This window comes from Alphaproteobacteria bacterium (assembly GCA_017302575.1).
Taxonomy (GTDB): Bacteria; Pseudomonadota; Alphaproteobacteria; order Rickettsiales; family UBA3002; genus JAFLDD01.
The window spans coordinates 1,008,426-1,025,893 of record JAFLDD010000001.1 but is presented as its reverse complement, the minus strand read 5'-3'; the positions used below and the strand labels follow the sequence as shown (position 1 = coordinate 1,025,893).

Sequence of the window (17,468 nt, the reverse complement as noted above, 5' to 3'; positions counted from 1 at the left end):
ATACTCTGTACCCTCTCGTGTACCCTCAAAGGATTCGGCATGAAGCAACTGGCATTCACGAAGCAAGCGATACAAAAACTTCCTATCCCCAAGAAGGGCATGGCGACCTATCAAGACCTTCGGGAGCGTGGGTTGAGCCTTTACGTGACACGAGGTGGCGCAATCACCTTCTTCGTGCGCAAGCGCATCAATGGGCGCGATGAACGTGTGAAGCTGGGGAACTTCCCTGAAATGACCGTCGAGCAAGCGCGTGGCGCGGCACTTCAAACCAAGGCGGCTATCGCAAGTGGCGCGAACCCGAACCAAGAGCGCATGAAGCTGCGCAAGGAAATTACCTTTCAGGAATTGTTCCATGAATACATGGAGCGGTATAGCAAACCCCACAAGAAGTCGTGGGAGTTCGATGACCGCGAGGTGCGCAAGTTCCTCTCGCACTGGTTCACGCGCAAGGTATCGAGCATCACCAAGCAGGAGATTGGCAAGCTGCATGACAAGCTGGGGCGTGAGAACGGCCAGTATCAGGCGAACCGTTTACTGGAACGCATCCGCGCCATGTTCAATAAAGCCATCGAATGGGGATGGGATGGTACGAACCCTTCCATCGGTATCAAGAAGTTCCGTGAGAAGTCACGTGATCGCTTCATCCAGCCTGATGAGTTGCCGCGTTTCCACGCTGCCCTCGCGCAAGAAAAGAACGATACTGCACGCGACTATATTCTCATGTCGCTTTACACAGGCGCTCGTAAATCGAACGTGCTGGCGATGCAGTGGGATGAAGTGAACTGGGAGCGTGGTGAGTGGCGCATCGAAGAAACCAAGAATGGCGACCCTGTCACCTTGCCGCTTGTCCCTGCCGCCATCGACCTTCTTGAACGCCGCAGGCGCTTGACCAATAGCCCATGGGTATTCCCGAACGCCCAAGGCACGGCACACTATGCTGACCCCAAGAAGGCTTGGAAGCGCGTCTTGAAAACGGCTGGCATCACCGACCTGCGCATCCATGATATTCGCCGCACCTTGGGCAGCTATCAAGCTATCACAGGGGCATCCCTGCCTATCATCGGCAAGTCCCTTGGGCATAAATCCCAGCAGGCCACCGCCATCTATTCGCGCCTGAACCTAGACCCTGTGCGCGAGTCACTGGTGCGTGCCACCGATGTTATATTCGCCGTAGAACCCAAGAAAATAGCTGGGGGCAAAGGCCGTTAGGGCGTTGCATCCTCATTCCTGCCGATTAGACTTGGGTAAATAACAATAAGTAATCGGTAGCAATGACAGCATTATCAAAAACCGCGCCATCGTGGCTTGTGTCCGAACATGCGCCTCTGGATTGGCTGATCTCACTCATTTTCGTTGATGACTTCTGTGATCTTTTGCGAATCACCACAAGTCACTTTGATTTCTTGAATATTGGCGACATCAACAAGGCGATTAAACCCGCACGCTATAAGGACTTTGATGAAGCGTATCAAGCAGCAGCGGACTACGTAGCTAATGACGCAGAAGCCAAAGCATTACGCGATAAAGCAATAATGGCCATTGAGAGTGGCGAACTCACTTACTACCAATACCCGACGAATGAGTGGGGCGATAAGTTGCGCGTTGGCCGTGATGACGATATGGATTCTCTCGGATTTTTGAGATGGGCTGGAAAGCAGGGTTATGGTGTTCACGAAGAAGTCGCTGCCGCATGTGAACATCTGATGAGATCAGAGGCTTACCGTATCGAAGCGGCTGAAAAAGAAACACGTTCCTTCCCTACGATCACACAGGAAGATTTTGCACGACTGCGTAAGCAACCATTGTGGCGTGTTGGCACAGCCATTCTATACCTCCTTGGTCGCCGCTCCCGAAGCGACGGCAAGGAGCATGACTATCGTGGCGAAAACGAGATTTACGATAAAATCGCGCAATACGTTGAAGATGCCAATACAGCGAACCTGCTAACCCTTGCCATACCAGATTACGTCCTTCCAGAGGTTCCCAAGCCCAAAGAAGCGCATAAAAATCAATACACGTTGGATTCTAAGGTTAAGCCCGAAGCAATCATAGCATGGGCTAAGACACTTCCGATGGAACTTCCGATCCTTGGTTCTATTCCTGCTCCTTCTGCTGCCCACATCAGCCCAGAGATGAAGTTGATGCTCGATGCACTTGAACATTTCTGGAAAGGCTACGATGCAGGCAGTAAGAACGCGCCATTAAAAAAGCATGTTACCGCGTGGCTTCAAGAAGAAGGTGCAAAACGTGGCATCGCTTTAAGCGACAATTTAGCAGAGGGTATGGACTCCATTATGAGGCCACTCAATGCTCGGCGCGGCGGATTGAAATCGAATAAGGGTTAAACCCTTGAACCCTTTGCCTTGAACCCTTCGGCGGCAGACTTCTGCGCTTAACGTGCCTATTCCTCGATTCAGGATTTTTGTTTCAACCTGACGGAGGATACCATGACTGACCCACAAAACACTTTGCTTAACCGTACCCAAGCTGCCGAATATCTCGGCGTATCGAAAGGCACGCTCGAAGTATGGGCATGCACTAAACGCTATGCACTTCCGTATGTGAAGGTCGGGCGCTTGGTGAAGTACCGCCTCTCGGACTTGCAGGCATTCGTCGCTTCCCGCATCATCACCAACGCGTAGTGGGGCGTTATGCCGACCAAGCGGCGCACCTACAATACGCGGCTCATCCGTAAGCAGAACACCTACACTGTCAACGAAATTGCCGAGCGGTTCTTGATACATAAGAACGCAGTACGCAACTGGTTGAAAGAAGGGCTGCCAACGATTGACGATAAGCGGCCACTGATGATTCACGGTTCCGATCTCGCGGCGTTTCTCGACGCTCGCCAGAAACGGCGCAAGCGTCCCTGTGCAGTAGATGAGTTTTATTGCTGCAAGTGCCGCACCCCAAGACAGGTGTGGGAGCGAGTCGTGGATTTAACCCAGCTTAAAAAGGGCGAGTGGCTGGCACGCGGTATCTGTGTCGTATGCGAGAGCAAAACGCAGCGCCTTTACCCTACAAGAAGCCTACCAGAATTGCGTGAACGCTTCTGTGTCCAGACGGTCAGTGGGGAACACATATCAGGGAGTTTCCACCCTCCCGTTATCTGTGATTTCAACCAAGGAGTATAGACCATGACCAAATACACTGCCGAAAACGAACGTATCAAGCGGCGCTATTTCGAGTATCAGAAGGAAGCGATGCGCAAGTCCGAATCCACAATTCAAGGACTCAGCATCGCGCTTACTCGTTTCGAGTCCTACACGGGATACAAGAACTTCGGAACCTTCACCAAAGAACAGGCCATAGGTTTCAAGAAGCATCTTACCGCATCCCTGAATCAGCGTGAACAAAAACCTCTGAGCAAGACCACGATTCAACACACGTTAAGCGCGGTTAAAGAGTTCATGGTGTGGCTGAGTCGTGAGCAGGGCTATCGCCGCAAGGTGCATGTGCGCGATGCTGAATACCTGAACTACGGGGAGAAGGAAGCGCGTGCTGCCGCTGCGCATACGCCCAAATCACCACCGACCTTGGAACAGGTGCGCCACGCCATTTTCGCTATGCCGAGCAACACCGATATTGAGCGCCGTGACCGCGCCCTCTTTGCGCTGGCAATCCTAACAGGGATGCGCGATAGCGCCTTGGTTTCGTTACGCCTGAAACATATCGACACGGCCACCGAGTTGGTGAACCAAGATCCCAACATGGTACGCACGAAGGCCAGCAAACAGATATTCACCTACTTCATGCCTGTCGGTGATGACCTAAAAGCCATCGTGAATGAGTGGGTGCATTACCTGCGCACGGTGAAGCTGTATGGCAATGATAACCCCGTGTTCCCGCGCACCAAAGTGGTGGCGAGTGCAGAGAAAGGGTTTTCCGCACAAGGGATTGAACCAGTATGCTGGTCAAACGCCACACCCGTTCGTCGCATCATGCGCGAGGCCTATGAACGTGTTGCCCTCCCATACTTCCACCCGCACTTGCTGCGTAAGACCCTTGTGCAAGTTGGTGAGAGGCGTTGCCGCACCCCAGAGGACTTCAAAGCATGGAGTCAGAACATCGGCCATGAAAGCGTGATGACCACCTTCCGCAGCTACGGGAATGTCGGGCTTGAACGCCAAGGTGAACTCATCAAGAATCTGGATGGTAGCCCCATCGCCATTACTCCTGAGATCATTGGGCAAGTACTTAGAGCGACGGGTTTCAGCAAGGACAGCTAGGCACGCCCCACAGCTTGCATGAGCCATGTGGTAAGGCCATAGGCAACAGCAGTGGCAATGGCAGCAATCATCAAGGCTACCCAGAAATGTACCCCTTGTTTGATAGCGATAGGTAGCACGATGAAGAATACGAGCGAGGGCAGCACAAGCCACATGATGTCGCTGGAAAGCACAGCAACCTTGTTTGCGTCCTTGGTGTCGATATAGAGCCAGATGAATGCCAAGAGTGAGGTCAGAGGCAAGGATGCCAACACGGCTGCAATGAAACTGTATCGTTTGGCGATTTCCGAGATGGCGACGATGAGCGCCGCGCTCGTAAAGAACTTAATGACCAGATACACCATGTCGCAATTCCTTCCGTGCCATGCCGATGATATGCCATGCCGCACTCAATGCAAGCCATGCCATCACCGCAGCTACCAATACGTCAGGCCAAACGCTTGCGAAAGCGAAGACACCACCCGCAGCAAACATCACAGCGATATTACCTAGCGCATCGTTACGACTGCATAGCCATACGGAAGCAGCGTTGCTGTCCTCTGCCTTGTAGCGATAAAGCAAAAAGGCGCAGGCGACATTCACGACCAAAGCGATGATGCTGATGATGGTCATGATGAAAGGTTCGGGTATCACAGGCTCGAAGGCTTGCATGAAGGTAGAGTAAGCTGTCCATAACCCGACCACACCAAGCGACAGGCCTTTGAAGATGGAGGCTTTGGCTTTCATGGTGAGCGCACGACCCAGCACATAAATGCTGATGCCATAGTTGGCAGCATCGGAAAGAAAATCGAGTGAGTTGGCGAGAAGTGCGACCGAATGCGCCATGTGGCTGGCGATCACCTGCACCACGAACATGATGGCGTTCGCAAACAAGCACACCCACAGCACCTTACGATAAGCTGGGCTGTCCAGTTCCGTTGAGCAGTGTGAATCTCCGCAATTTGCGTTCATACATTCCTACTTACTACGAAGTTTCAAACCCGTCATCTGTTCGCATATCTGCTGAGTTCTGACAGCATGCTCAGCACCACCCTTACGCTCTTTTTCTCTTTTAAGAATCACTTGTTCTTCGCACTTATCGGCCAATGCTTTCTTCTCGTTTGCTAGATCCATCTGTTTGCATAACGCCTTCATGTCCCTCACCTCGGAGGCGTAGGAGTTGTGTGACCCATGTTTACGTTGGCTCCCCGCATGACTACGTTTTGATTTGAGGCTTGGCCATTCAGCCTCGCTCAGACAGGCATTAAGCAATGTCTCCTTGCGCTCTGCTGGGGTTACTGCTGCTAACTGCTGGTCGAGAGACTTCGGTTGTTCAACTGTACATGCGGTGATTACAACCAGCAATGCCACCATGTAAAATGCGTGTTTCATTTTACTCTCTCACTTCTTTATCGAGATTGAATTTGCGGTACAGCGCAGGCAGAACGACCATTGTCAGTGCCGTTGCAACCAGCAACCCACCGATCACCACCATCGCCAAGGGGCGCTGTACTTCCGCACCCGCACCCGTTGATACAGCCATCGGCACGTAACCTAGCGAAGGAACAATGGCAGCCATGAGCATTGGTCGCAGCTTGCTTAATGCACCTTCACGCACGGCTTGCTCTGGGGGCAGACCCGCCAGCACATGCTGGTTGATGCTGGTAATCATCACCAGCCCGTTCAGCACCGAGATGCCTGACAGCGCAATGAACCCTACCGCTGCCGATACAGAGAACGGCATACCGAACAGGAACAAGGTGAACACGCCACCAATGACCGCTAATGGAATGCCGCTGAACACTAGCAAGGCCTGCTTCACCGAATTAAGCGCGGTAAAGAGCAACAGGAAGATCATGAAGAAGCAGGCAGGAACCACCAGTGCAAGACGCTTGCTTGCTGCTTTCAGATTCTCGAACTGGCCACCCCATTCCGTCCAATATCCTGCGGGGAGTTTTACTGACGATTCAATAGCGGTCTGTGCTTCTTGCACGAACGAACCAATATCGCGGCCACGCACGTTGGCTTGCACCACGATACGGCGCTTACCATTCTCACGACTGATCTGGTTCACACCTTCGGTCGTTTCCAAATCGGCCAGTTCTTTCAATGGCACATATTCAGGGCGGTCATGTTCTTCCCCGTCGGATGGCAGAAGGATAGGCAGGCTTTCTAATACTTGAATGTCCTGACGCAATTCGTCGGGTAGGCGCACGACAATATCGAAACGCTTATCGCCCTCAAAGATCAGGCCTGCTTCACGACCACCGACTGCAATGGCCAACACATCCAGCACATCGCTGACGTTCAAGCCATAGCGTGCAATCGCTTCCTTACGCAGCTTCACTTCAAGCATAGGTAAGCCCTCGGTCTGCTCGACTTTCACATCGGCAGCGCCTTCGGTCTTTTGCAAGACTTGCGCAATCTTAACGGCGGTGCTGCTAAGTGCATCGAAGTCATCACCATACAACTTCACTGCAACATCACTTCGCACGCCTGAGATCAACTCGTTGAAGCGCATCTGAATGGGCTGAGTGAACTCGTAGTTGTTCGCAGGCACTTTGGCGACGCTCTTTTCCAGCTTCTTAATCAACTCGGCTTTCGAGATGCTATCTGGCCATTCGTCCTGTGGTTTGAGGATGATGAAGGTGTCCGATACGTTCGGTGGCATAGGGTCTGCCGCCATTTCCGCCGTACCCGTTTTGGAGAAGACGAATGCCACTTCGGGGTTCTTGCTGATGGCACGCTCCACCGCGAACTGCATTTCCTGCGAGGTGGTAATGCCTGTGCTTGGAATACGCATCGCATGCATGGCGATGTCCTTTTCATCGAGCGTCGGAATGAACTCACGCCCCATGAACATGAACATAATCGCCGCCAGAATGAACCCAGCAACTGCCAAACCAGCAACCCTCATCGGTTGCAGCATGGCTCTGCCTAGCCACATCTCATAGCGCACGCGTACCTTCTCGATGACAGGGCTTTCCTTCTCGCTGATGCGGTTTTTCACGAAAATCGCAATCATCGCAGGCACGAAGGTAAGTGACAGGATGAGCGCCGAAACGAGCGCGATAATCACTGTCATCGCCATAGGCGAGAACATCTTACCCTCAACCCCTGTGAAGGTCAGCATGGGAACATAAACCAGAATGATGATAAGCTGACCGAACACGGTGGGTCGCACCATTTCCTGCGCAGCAGCCATCACCTCATGCAATCGTTCCGTCAGGTTCAAAGTGCGCCCGACATGATGCTGACGCTCTGCCAATCGTTTCAAGCAGTTCTCGGTAATGATGATGGAACCATCCACGATCAGCCCGAAATCCAACGCACCAAGACTCATGAGGTTGCCGCTGATACCGCCCTTCACCATGCCAATCGCCGTCATGAGCATGGATACAGGAATCACCAGCGCGGTGATGATGGCCGCACGGATATTTCCCAATAGCCAGAACAAGACACCAATGACCAGCAAGGCACCGACCGTCAGGTTCTCTTGCACGGTAGAGATAGTCGCATCTACCAGCTTCGTACGGTTCAACACGGCTTTGGCATGAATACCTGCGGGAAGTGATTTGTTCACTTCCTTCATCTTCATATCCACCGCATCGGCCACAGTACGGCTATTCGCACCGATGAGCATGAGTGCCGTACCTACCACGACTTCCTCACCATTCTCTGATGCGCTGCCTGTACGCAACTCCCTACCGATACCGATAGTGGCAAGGTCACGTAGATAAACGGGAATGCCCTTACGGGTGGTCACGACAATATCGCCCAACTCGTTCGGTGCGGAAATGCGACCATCGGCACGCACTACGTAAGACTCGCCACCTTGTTCGATATAGCCTGCACCAATGCTATGGTTGTTGGCTTCAATGGACTCAATGATGTCGCTGAATGACAGACCCAGCGCGACCAGCTTTTCAGGGTTCGGCTGCACATGGTATTGCTGCACATAACCACCAATCGCATCTACGCCTGCAACACCTTCCACCCCTTTAATCTGTGGGCGAATCATCCAGTCCTGTACCGTGCGCAGATAGCTGGCACGTTCCAGATCGTTGGCGAGTCGTTGGCCTTCGGCGGTAAGGTAGCTTCCATCACTTTGCCAACCCGCTTCACCATCATGCTGCTTCTTGCGGCCTTCCTTGGTGTATTCCACCGTCCACATATAAATCTCGCCAAGCCCTGTCGAGATCGCACCCATGGAGGGTTCTACCCCATCGGGCAGACTTTCCTTTGCTTCGGCAAGGCGTTCGCTCACCTGCTGTCGTGCGAAGTAAATATCCACCTTGTCACTGAATACAGCGGTCACTTGCGAGAACGCATTACGCGAAATCGAGCGCGTAGATTCCAGCCCAGAGATACCTGCTAAGGCCGTTTCAATCGGGAACGTCACCTGTTTCTCGACTTCATTGACCGAGAGCGCGGGTGACATCGTATTGATCTGCACTTGATTGTTGGTGATGTCAGGCACGGCATCAATCGGGAGATTGCCGAGCATGTAAAGACCCACCGAGGCTACGGCTGCCGTTAGCAGCGCAATCAGATAGCGATGGTGAATCGAGAATGAGAGTAAGGATTTAATCATGATAAAACTCAGTGTTCATGTTCTGCGGATGCTTTGCCGATGTCGGCCTTCACCACAAAACTGTTTTTGGAAACAACCTCTGCACCTGCATCTAAGCCGCTGGTGATTACGGTCTGGATACGGTCAGCACTGCCCAGCGTAACAGGGGTGGCTACATACTCCGCACCCTCTTTTACGAATACTACGGGCTTGCCTTCAAGACGCTGAATCGCTGCGGTAGGAACGGCTAGCGCCGCTTCCTTTTCCGTCAGCGTAACATCGACCCGAACGGTCATGCCTGCACGCCAGATGCCTGTGCTGTTATCCAGTTCGGTACGCGCCACGATGGTCTGGCTTGCAGCATCGGCAGTAGGTAGCACTGCGCTGATAGTGCTCTCGCCTGTGACCTTGCCATCCAGCGTTGAAACCGTGACCTTCTGGCCTTGCGTGATCTGGTTGGCATCACCTGCGAACACGAAGAACTCTGCCCATAGGCTGTTCAGGTCTGCGACTACGAAGATGGGTTCTTCACCCGTTTCGTCACCCACACTGATATGGCGTTCCAGCACGATACCATCGAGGGGTGATGGCACTGCATAGACTTGCAGGCTTTCATTGCTCTCTACACGCGCCAGTTTCTCGCCGCGCTTCACGGCTTCACCCGCTTGCTTGAACACGTCACGCACTACCCCAGCATAACGTGCTTTTACCTGCGCACTACGGTTCTGGTTCAGTACAATACGACCCGACAGGCTCTTGGATTCACGCACCGTTGCAGCACCTGCCACCACGGTTTCGATACCCATTTCCTTGGCGGATTCGTCGCTGATATGCGCACGCTGGCCAGCCTCTTCGTGATGGCCTTCCTCTTCCTCATGCTCTGCCTTGGATGCAGGCATGAAGGCATAGATGCCACCTCCAACAAGCGCAGCAATCACTGCGATAAAGATGATGCGTTTACTCGTCATGGTGATCTCCTTCGGATGGCGTATGGTGCAGACCCGCAATGCGTTCGAGTTCTGCTTTGTGTGTGTGGTAGTTGCGAAGCGCAGTGATGTATTGATGGCGTGCATCGAATAAGGTGCGCTGCGCATCCAGCACTTCAAGATACTGGAACTTGCCAGCGCCATACCCATAGCGTGATTGGCCAAAGGCTTGCTCTGCGGCAGGGATGATCGTATCCCGCAGGCTGATCGCTTGCAGATACGCCGTGCCTAATGCGCCTTGGAGACGTGCGAAGTCCTTTTGGCGGTCGAGCAATGCAAGTTGTTGGTCACTTTCACTTCTGCTTACTTCTGCACGCGCCCGTTCGATATTACCTCGGTTGCTATCGAAAACAGGAATGGGTAGCGACACGCCCAGCACGAAGGCCTTATCATCCGTATCGCGGAATTGGCGCACACCCAGATTCACCGTAGGGTCGGGCAAGGCATTGGCCTTTTCCAGTTCCAGCAATGATGTAGCACGTTTCTTCTCACGCTCCCAACGCACCCAATCGGGCGTAGCTTTCAGCAATTCTTCTTCGACTGTTTTGGGTGATTCCACCGCAAAGAACGCATCCGTTGCCAAGGCTTCGCTCAGTTGTGGCCTGCCCATCAGCACTGCCAGTTGCTTACGAGCGACCAGTGCTTCCTGCTTGGCTTCTTCCTGTGCGAACTTGCTGGTAGCGACGGTGATCTCTGCTTTGCTTCGTTGCATCAAGGGTGAGGCAGCTTCGGCCACGCGACGCGAAACGCTTTTGAGTTCTTCACCTGCAATGCGGTGCTGCTCATCGGCGTAGCGTTCCTTTTCCTGTGCAGCTACTGCATCGGCATAGGCAACGCTCACATCGCGGATGACATCAAGACGGATGGCTTCGGCATCCAGCGCCGCTACGTCATAACCGAAATGCGCGGCATCCTTACGTGCGGAACGCTTGCCCCACATCTCGATCTGTTGCGTCACACCATAGGTCATCTCGGCGCTTTGGAACCCATCATAAGGGGCATCACCACCGATATTCTCAGCCTCGATACCCAGTTCGGGGTTCGGGTAAGCACCTGCTTGGGTGCGTTCGCCTGCACTGGCTTTTACCCGCGCCTTGGCAGAGTTCATGGCAGGGGAATGTTCCAGCGCCTCGGCGATGGCATCATCTAGTTGCAAAGCCTGCTGCGCATAGGCAGTGGGGCTGAGTAAAATGGCCAATAACGGCCAACAATATCGTAACATGGGAGAAATCCTGTAATCGTTGAAATGGGCGCACTACGTGCGTCGGGCGATTTACAGGCTAGTGGGTGGTTCGATGAGTGTGGGCGGACTGACAGAGGTGAATCCTTGTGCAAGGTTCCACTCGGTCTTATCCGATACATCTGCTGATGGCTGCTTCACCGCAGAGAGATGCAGTACCGTACCACCGCAGCAATGATGGTCAGCACCTGTATCAGCTTTCTTCTCTTGCTTGTGCTCGTCGCCCATGAAGAAGGCGCAATGCGCATCATCGCAATGCTCATACGCCATCGCCACTTGGTTAGCGGTGAAGATCGTCAGGGCGATAAGGATGGTGAAAATGAAGCGCATGGGATTGTGTTACATTAAACCATGCGGATAATCAACCCATAGCTAAGGGATTAGGATGTGGCACGATTATTGGGGCGCAGAAGTATTTTAATGCGATGTTCTAATCCGTGGCTGTCAACGATACCCAAGGCAACCTTTAAGGGCTTGTCCTCATTTCCTAGCTTTTGACGAACCATTATGGATATTCGCACCCAATCAGTATGACTAGGCAGAATATAATCTCGACCCAATTTGAGCGCATCAAAGATACCGATTTCGGAGTGCACCACCTCGCTCTTTCTTAAACTAGGTGAAATCAATCGCATCGAGTGAAATCTCAATCCTTTGGAAGTAAGATTCAAAACATCGCAGTCCGCCACTATCTGCGTTATGTAACTATCGTCCTTTTGTTTTGCTAGATGCCACCAGCACTGCATTGGTCGTGGGGTCAGAATAAAATTCTTCGATTTGCGTTTTTTAAATCCTGCCGTTAATTCGCGCAATATACGAGCAAAGGTCAATGCAGCACATAATACCATGGCAAAAAATAGCCATCCGCCATGTGCTTCTCGAATAACAGTAAGATCAATTCCAGCAGTCGTTGGTAGGAATAAAATCATTCCCATGGCGACAGCAATAGCAAAGCATGTCCACCCCGATACTGTATCGAGAGCCGACAAAACTTTTGCTGTCCAATCAGGAGAACCTGTCATTTTACCAAGCTAGATGTGTGCGATGAATAAATCCACTGATTCAATAAACTGCGGCAACGGTGCGGCAACGAGTCTGGATAAAGAAAAAGCCAATCTTGGGAGATTGGCTCTGATGTTGGTTGCGGGGGCCAGATTTGAACTGACGACCTTTAGGTTATGAGCCTAACGAGCTACCGGGCTGCTCCACCCCGCGTCACCATATATTCGCCCCGAATATGGCTCGGGGGAGCGTTTCTATAGCTCGTAAGCCGCTCCAGCGCAAGCTTTGCGTTAAACTATTGACGAAAGCCGCAGATTTGCGTACTTCCCTGCCTGACAAAGACGTGGACAGGTGGCCGAGCGCCAGCCGTCTGGCGCTTGAGGCATCGCTTAAACCGCGAGGCTTTAGACATTGAATGGATATGGACAGGTGGCCGAGTGGTTTAAGGCTCTAGTCTTGAAAACTAGCGTGGGGGCAACTTCACCGTGAGTTCGAATCTCACCCTGTCCGCCATTTGAAACATAATCAGATTCAGCCCACTGAGTTCGAATCCCAGTCAAGGGTTCGTTAGGTTCGAAAATCTATTTCCTGATCGTTTTTTACTGCTAGAATTACAAAAAACTTAAGGATTTTTATGAACTGGATCGCAAAGCTATCTGAAGGAAGTCAGAGAGTAATCAATACTGTTAAGGCAATCGGCCCTTTTGCAATTTCTCAATCAGATAAAATGTCAGAAGCTTGGCAGAGGCATCAAGGCAGATTGGCGCAAGTCGATATGTTGAAAGAGCTATTAAGTAACGAAATCGAAACCAGAGGAACAATTAAAAAACTGTTACTTGAGCGTTATGTCGCTGCGCCAGATGATGAGAGAATCAGGATTGAACGTGATTTGGAATTCGTAGATGGTATTACTAGGCAGGTCCAAATTACTTTGAAATCACTTTCCTATGGCGATGAAAAAAGCGCTGAAACAACTCCGCCGACTTCAGCACCTATAGAGGATCATTGGATCGATAAATTTAATGAATTAGCCCGTAAGCGCAATGAAGAGTGGCGTGCTGATTTATTAGCTCGTGCATTAGCATGCGAAACTGCAACCCCAAGCTCGGTAAGTCCTCGTGCATTGTGGCTTATTGGAAATATGGAAGAAGGATTATTTAAAGCATTTTCTGACCTTTTAAATCTTTGCATCTGGATAGGCGGATCACCTATTTTGCCACACTCGCATGTGGAAGCATTTGACCGAGTCGTGCCCAACACAAACCGAACCGTAGGTAATCTGATTTTTCAACTTGGTGATATTGGGGTAATTGCAGATCATTTAACGAGTTTTAGGCAATACAGTCCTGGCAGTGCCTTTATTGCTAGTTATGAAGAAACTAGATACGTTATTATCCCAAAACAAAAAATTGAAGTGAGAGGCATTTTACTTACACTACTAGGAGATTCCGTAGCTAAATTCTGTAATCCAAACTGGAATTCAAGTGGCCTTTCTGTATTTAACGATTGGATTAAAACGATCTCGCCAGAAATGGCAGAATTAAAACTGTTAACCGGACAAGTAGCCACCTAATTCGCGATGAGGCATGCTATGATCTCAATGCTAATATAATTAATTTTGTACCTTATAATCGCAGCAAAATCAGTCGGGAAAGTTCGAAAACCGTTCACTACGCGCCGCCATATCCAAGCGCCCATAAGGGCGCTTGTACTTGCATCGCAATCGAATAGAATGCAGCCCGAATAAGCGGATGTAAGACTCAGCGTGAAAAAGAGCGAGATCAGTGCAGAGCTAACGCGTACCTTGCTAGCAGGTCTGGCAGGTGATGCCGTGGCGTATGCCGCATTCTTGAACCAACTCTCACCCATATTGCGCCGAGTCATTGGCAGGAAAATCCCCGCAAGTGATGTGGAGGACGTGCTGCAGGAAGTGCTGATTTCCATCCATAAAGCGCGCCATACCTACGACGGCAACCGCCCATTAATGCCATGGCTTATCGCCATTACCAGCTTTCGGGTGACAGATCACCTGCGTAAAACCTACAGCGAGATGCGCCATAAGAGCGTGGATATCGCTGATTATGAAAATCTGCTGGAAGCGGTAACCGAAAACACCCATGAGTCCGAATCTATAGATGAGATGCTGGATGGCATAGGTGGTCGCGAGCGGAAAATCCTTTCCATGATGCATGTGGAGGGTTACACCGCAAAGCAAGTTGGCGAACAGCTGGGCATGAAGGAATCTGCGGTAAAAGTAGCGGCACACCGCGCCATAAAGAAGATACGGGAAAAATTTAGCCATGGCTGATACGAAACAGCTCATTGAAACACTTAGTGCCCAAGCAACGCCCGTGCGTCCGTTGCGCCCGCAACGTTACGCGCTCATCCTGCTTGCGGCTTTGTCTATCTATGCAATATGCGCACAATGTTGGCTCGAAGGCTTCCGCCCCGACCTTGCCCAACAGCTTCAGCGCCCGCTTTTTGTGGTCGAACTGCTATTGCTAGCCGCCATGCTGATAAGTTCGGTCCTCGCAGCACTCCATGCGATGAGGCCTGATGCAATCGTTCAAAAATACCGCATGAGGCTACCATTTATATTCTCAGGTCTCATGCTCCTACTTGTCGCCTTCCAGCTTTTCATGCCGCATGATGTACGCATGGTGATGTCGAATGCAGACTCACATACGCATGGCTGCACAGCGTATATTGCGTTTTCTTCCATGCTACCTGCTATCCTCATCTTTTGGCTCATCCGTAAGGGCGCGACCATTATGCCAATGCGTGCGGGCTTGCTGGCAGTCATTGCCTCTATGTCCGTTGGCGCGCTGACGTTACGGCTAGCAGAGGCCAACGACGAGATAGCACATTTACTGATGTGGCACTATGCTCCCAGCCTGTTTTTTGCTGCTTTGGGCGCGGTTTTGGGGCGCTATTTGCTGCGTTGGTAAAAATATTTGATACGCCTGTAACTATTTTTGCCCACCCGCCGAACTTGACTATGTAACCGCTCATCAAACCACGACGTTACATCACAAACATTAACCAACGGAGAATTTTATGACCACCAATACTAAACTCGCTTCTGCTGCATTGCTCGGACTTCTCACTGCTGGCATGCTCGCTGCACAACCTGCATTAGCTGGAAGCGACAAAGCTTCTTGTAAAGGTGCAAACGGCTGTAAAGGCAATTCACAAGCAGAGAAATCTCAGTGCAACGGCGCTGATAAATCTAGCTGCAACGCTAAAGATGGTGAAAAAGCGTCATGCAAGTCTAGCAATGGCTGCCACGGCAAAGACGGCAAGTAACCTTGCAACGGTTAGGGGTAGCTTGTTGGCTACCCCTACCATTTTATGGCAACCACATCACTTCCACATTTAGGGTTTGGGCTTGGGCTACGTACCAAGCACATGCCTCACATTCTCGAGCATCGCCCCGCAGTCGACTGGTTCGAGGTTATCTCTGAAAACTATATGGATACAGGCGGCAAGCAGCGCCGCAATCTTGCCCGCATCGCCGAGCATTACCCTATCGTGCTACACGGTGTATCACTTTCCATTGGTACTGTTGATGCGCTTAATTCTGAATATCTAAGAAAGCTCAAAAGCCTGATCAATGACGTAAAACCAGCGTGGGTGAGTGACCACTTATGCTGGACGGGTGTTGCACACAAAAACACCCATGACCTGTTGCCAGTGCCCTATACGGAAGAAGCGCTCAAGCACATCGTGCAGCGCATTCGAGAAGTGCAGGATTTTCTCGAGCGTCCCATAGCACTCGAAAACCCCTCCACCTATTTGGAATTTAAAAGCTCCACTATGTCAGAGGCGGAGTTTATCACCCGCATGGCAGAAGATTCAGGCTGCAACCTGCTGCTAGATGTGAACAATGTTTACGTCACCTGTTATAATCATCGCCTCGATGCAAAAGCCTATCTAGATGCGTTGCCACTAGAGCGTGTCGTGCAAATGCATCTTTCGGGGCATACGAATAAGGGCACTCACATCATCGATACGCATGACGACCACGTGATTGATGACGTATGGAACCTTTACAAATACGTAGTACAAAAAGCAGGGCGCACACCCAACACCATGATTGAGTGGGACGATAAAATTCCGGAATTCCCAGTGCTCTATGCAGAATTAGAGAAGGCGCGTGCCGCAGCGAATGACGCGCAGCATTTCACGATCCCCGAGCTTGCAAAGCCCAATACACCTTACGTGATGAACGAGAATCCAGCCCTTATTTTGCAGCAAGAAACCCTTCAAGAAGCGATTATGAAAGGGCAGAGCATGGATAGCCGACCCGCAGAATGGATTCGCCAGAAAGAGGATTTTTCTGCTGAACAACAACTCGGCGTTTACATAAACGCCTATCGTTGGCGCTTGTTCGATGTGGTGGCCGAAGACTACGCTGTGCTTAAAACCTATCTCGGCAAAACAAAATTTGATGCGCTGATAGACGGGTTTATCCGCGACGTACCACCGCAGCATTTTAATGTGGCCCGCTACGCAGCACGGTTGCCTGAGTATCAACAAGCTGACCCCAACTATGACGCGTTTGCGCAGGAGTTGTGTGTGCTGGAAACGGCCATTACCCAACTCGCCGACGAGGAAGAGGTTCGTGCCCTAACCCCAGAAGACCTCACAGGAATGACACCAGATAGCTTGATGAAATCGCGCCTGTTCCCGCGCAAGGCCTTGAAGCTTTTTGCCTTTAACTATGATGTGAATGGTTACTACCGTGCAGTGATTGATAAAACGCCAGCCGCCACTCCTCAGCAAACACCAAGCTGGCTAGCCGTATTTCGCCACGAGGATGTCATGTGGCGTATGGATTTGGAGGAACAGGAATATCTGCTCCTTAGCGCATTATTCAATGGTGCTACGGTTGGTGAGGCATTGGAAAACTGCGCAGAATCATTCGCGGCTAACATTTCCGAATATTTTTCACGATGGATGCGTAACGGTTTGCTTGCCGCCGCCGAATATAAGATCGTAACCAACAAAGGAACGACGTATGAAGCCGCTTAATTTTCTGATTCTTTGGCCAAAACGCATTGCTGCGCATTTCGAATGGGCAGGTGCACTTATTGCACGCATCACCGTTGGCTATGTATTCATGCTGACAGGTTTCGGTAAGTTGCAACACTTGGATAGAGTGACCGAATATTTTACAAGTCTTGGCATACCCGCACCTCACATTCTCACACCGTTTGTTGCAAGCTTAGAGTGCTTTGGTGGCGCATTCCTCATTCTGGGTGTGCTCACCCGCATCAGCGCAGGTGGCTTAGCGATTACGATGATAATCGCCATCCTCACCGCTCGGTGGGAGGAGGTGGATTCGCTGCACACGTTGTTAGGGTTTGAGGAAACGCTTTACCTCGCCATCTTCACGTGGCTAGCAATTAGCGGTGCTGGAAAAGCCTCGCTCGATTGGCTGATAGAGCGTAAGTAAT

At 51.3% G+C, this 17,468-nt stretch carries 19 protein-coding genes and 2 tRNA genes; 12 read left to right on the top strand and 9 right to left on the bottom strand.

All coding sequences use genetic code 11. The features are described 5' to 3' along the window. Nucleotides 1-39 precede the first annotated feature (39 nt). From J0M34_05305 to J0M34_05285, 5 genes are all read left to right on the top strand, one after another. On the top strand, nt 40-1,209 hold the full coding sequence (locus J0M34_05305; GenBank protein MBN8543663.1) for a site-specific integrase: 1,170 nt from the start codon (nt 40-42) through the stop codon (nt 1,207-1,209). Nucleotides 1,210-1,271: 62 nt separating this feature from the next. Continuing rightward, nucleotides 1,272-2,345, top strand: coding sequence for a hypothetical protein (locus J0M34_05300; GenBank protein MBN8543662.1), 1,074 nt, complete (start codon nt 1,272-1,274; stop codon nt 2,343-2,345). 102 nt (nt 2,346-2,447) lie between these two features. Further along, nucleotides 2,448-2,642 carry a helix-turn-helix domain-containing protein gene (locus J0M34_05295; protein ID MBN8543661.1) on the top strand — a complete coding sequence of 65 codons (195 nt, stop codon included), beginning with the start codon at nt 2,448-2,450 and terminating at the stop codon, nt 2,640-2,642. A gap of 9 nt (nt 2,643-2,651) precedes the next feature. Further along, nucleotides 2,652-3,134, top strand: a complete 483-nt coding sequence (locus J0M34_05290; GenBank protein ID MBN8543660.1) for a helix-turn-helix domain-containing protein — start codon at nt 2,652-2,654, stop codon at nt 3,132-3,134. A gap of 3 nt (nt 3,135-3,137) precedes the next feature. Then, the gene (locus J0M34_05285; GenBank protein ID MBN8543659.1) at nt 3,138-4,229 is read left to right on the top strand and encodes a tyrosine-type recombinase/integrase; all 1,092 of its coding nucleotides are present in this window, start codon (nt 3,138-3,140) and stop codon (nt 4,227-4,229) included. Here the strand turns inward: J0M34_05285 and J0M34_05280 are convergent. The 9 genes from J0M34_05280 to J0M34_05240 all read right to left on the bottom strand — a co-directional run bounded on the left by J0M34_05280 (nt 4,226) and on the right by J0M34_05240 (nt 12,222). Next, nucleotides 4,226-4,573 (bottom strand): DUF3147 family protein, encoded by a 348-nt coding sequence (locus tag J0M34_05280; protein ID MBN8543658.1) that lies wholly within the window; start codon nt 4,571-4,573, stop codon nt 4,226-4,228. The two genes, J0M34_05285 and J0M34_05280, sit on opposite strands and share 4 nt — an antisense overlap. Beyond that, entirely contained in the window at nt 4,554-5,180 is a 627-nt protein-coding gene (locus J0M34_05275) for a cation transporter (protein ID MBN8543657.1), read from the bottom strand. The genes J0M34_05280 and J0M34_05275 overlap by 20 nt, the downstream gene beginning before the upstream one ends. Nucleotides 5,181-5,186: 6 nt before the next feature. Continuing rightward, a complete protein-coding gene (locus J0M34_05270; GenBank protein MBN8543656.1) occupies nt 5,187-5,600 on the bottom strand; it encodes a hypothetical protein in 414 nt (137 codons plus the stop codon). Between the two features lies 1 nt (nt 5,601). Then, nucleotides 5,602-8,802 (bottom strand): CusA/CzcA family heavy metal efflux RND transporter, encoded by a 3,201-nt coding sequence (locus tag J0M34_05265; protein ID MBN8543655.1) that lies wholly within the window; start codon nt 8,800-8,802, stop codon nt 5,602-5,604. Between the two features lie 8 nt (nt 8,803-8,810). After that, the gene (locus J0M34_05260) at nt 8,811-9,749 is read right to left on the bottom strand and encodes an efflux RND transporter periplasmic adaptor subunit (GenBank protein MBN8543654.1); all 939 of its coding nucleotides are present in this window, start codon (nt 9,747-9,749) and stop codon (nt 8,811-8,813) included. Beyond that, nucleotides 9,739-10,989: a TolC family protein gene (locus J0M34_05255; GenBank protein MBN8543653.1), complete on the bottom strand. Its 1,251-nt coding sequence runs from the start codon at nt 10,987-10,989 to the stop codon at nt 9,739-9,741. The genes J0M34_05260 and J0M34_05255 overlap by 11 nt, the downstream gene beginning before the upstream one ends. Before the next feature lie 51 nt (nt 10,990-11,040). Further along, nucleotides 11,041-11,337, bottom strand: a complete 297-nt coding sequence (locus tag J0M34_05250) for a hypothetical protein (GenBank protein ID MBN8543652.1) — start codon at nt 11,335-11,337, stop codon at nt 11,041-11,043. Between the two features lie 50 nt (nt 11,338-11,387). Next, complete coding sequence (locus J0M34_05245) at nt 11,388-12,029, bottom strand: hypothetical protein (GenBank protein ID MBN8543651.1); 642 nt, start codon at nt 12,027-12,029, stop codon at nt 11,388-11,390. Nucleotides 12,030-12,145: 116 nt separating this feature from the next. Beyond that, nucleotides 12,146-12,222: transfer RNA gene (locus J0M34_05240), tRNA-Met, on the bottom strand. A 210-nt stretch (nt 12,223-12,432) separates the two neighbouring features. Here J0M34_05240 and J0M34_05235 point away from each other — a divergent pair. From J0M34_05235 to J0M34_05205, 7 genes are all read left to right on the top strand, one after another. Then, nucleotides 12,433-12,522 (top strand) — tRNA-Ser (locus tag J0M34_05235). 121 nt (nt 12,523-12,643) lie between these two features. Beyond that, complete coding sequence (locus tag J0M34_05230; protein MBN8543650.1) at nt 12,644-13,582, top strand: DUF2806 domain-containing protein; 939 nt, start codon at nt 12,644-12,646, stop codon at nt 13,580-13,582. A 207-nt stretch (nt 13,583-13,789) separates the two neighbouring features. Then, nucleotides 13,790-14,317 (top strand): sigma-70 family RNA polymerase sigma factor, encoded by a 528-nt coding sequence (locus J0M34_05225; protein MBN8543649.1) that lies wholly within the window; start codon nt 13,790-13,792, stop codon nt 14,315-14,317. Further along, nucleotides 14,310-14,957 (top strand): DUF1109 domain-containing protein, encoded by a 648-nt coding sequence (locus J0M34_05220; GenBank protein MBN8543648.1) that lies wholly within the window; start codon nt 14,310-14,312, stop codon nt 14,955-14,957. The genes J0M34_05225 and J0M34_05220 overlap by 8 nt, the downstream gene beginning before the upstream one ends. A gap of 109 nt (nt 14,958-15,066) precedes the next feature. Continuing rightward, the gene (locus tag J0M34_05215; protein ID MBN8543647.1) at nt 15,067-15,315 is read left to right on the top strand and encodes a hypothetical protein; all 249 of its coding nucleotides are present in this window, start codon (nt 15,067-15,069) and stop codon (nt 15,313-15,315) included. A 45-nt stretch (nt 15,316-15,360) separates the two neighbouring features. Beyond that, nucleotides 15,361-17,043, top strand: coding sequence for a DUF692 family protein (locus J0M34_05210; GenBank protein MBN8543646.1), 1,683 nt, complete (start codon nt 15,361-15,363; stop codon nt 17,041-17,043). Continuing rightward, nucleotides 17,030-17,467: a DoxX family protein gene (locus J0M34_05205; GenBank protein ID MBN8543645.1), complete on the top strand. Its 438-nt coding sequence runs from the start codon at nt 17,030-17,032 to the stop codon at nt 17,465-17,467. Before J0M34_05210 ends, J0M34_05205 begins: the two co-directional genes overlap by 14 nt. Nucleotide 17,468 lies beyond the last annotated feature (1 nt).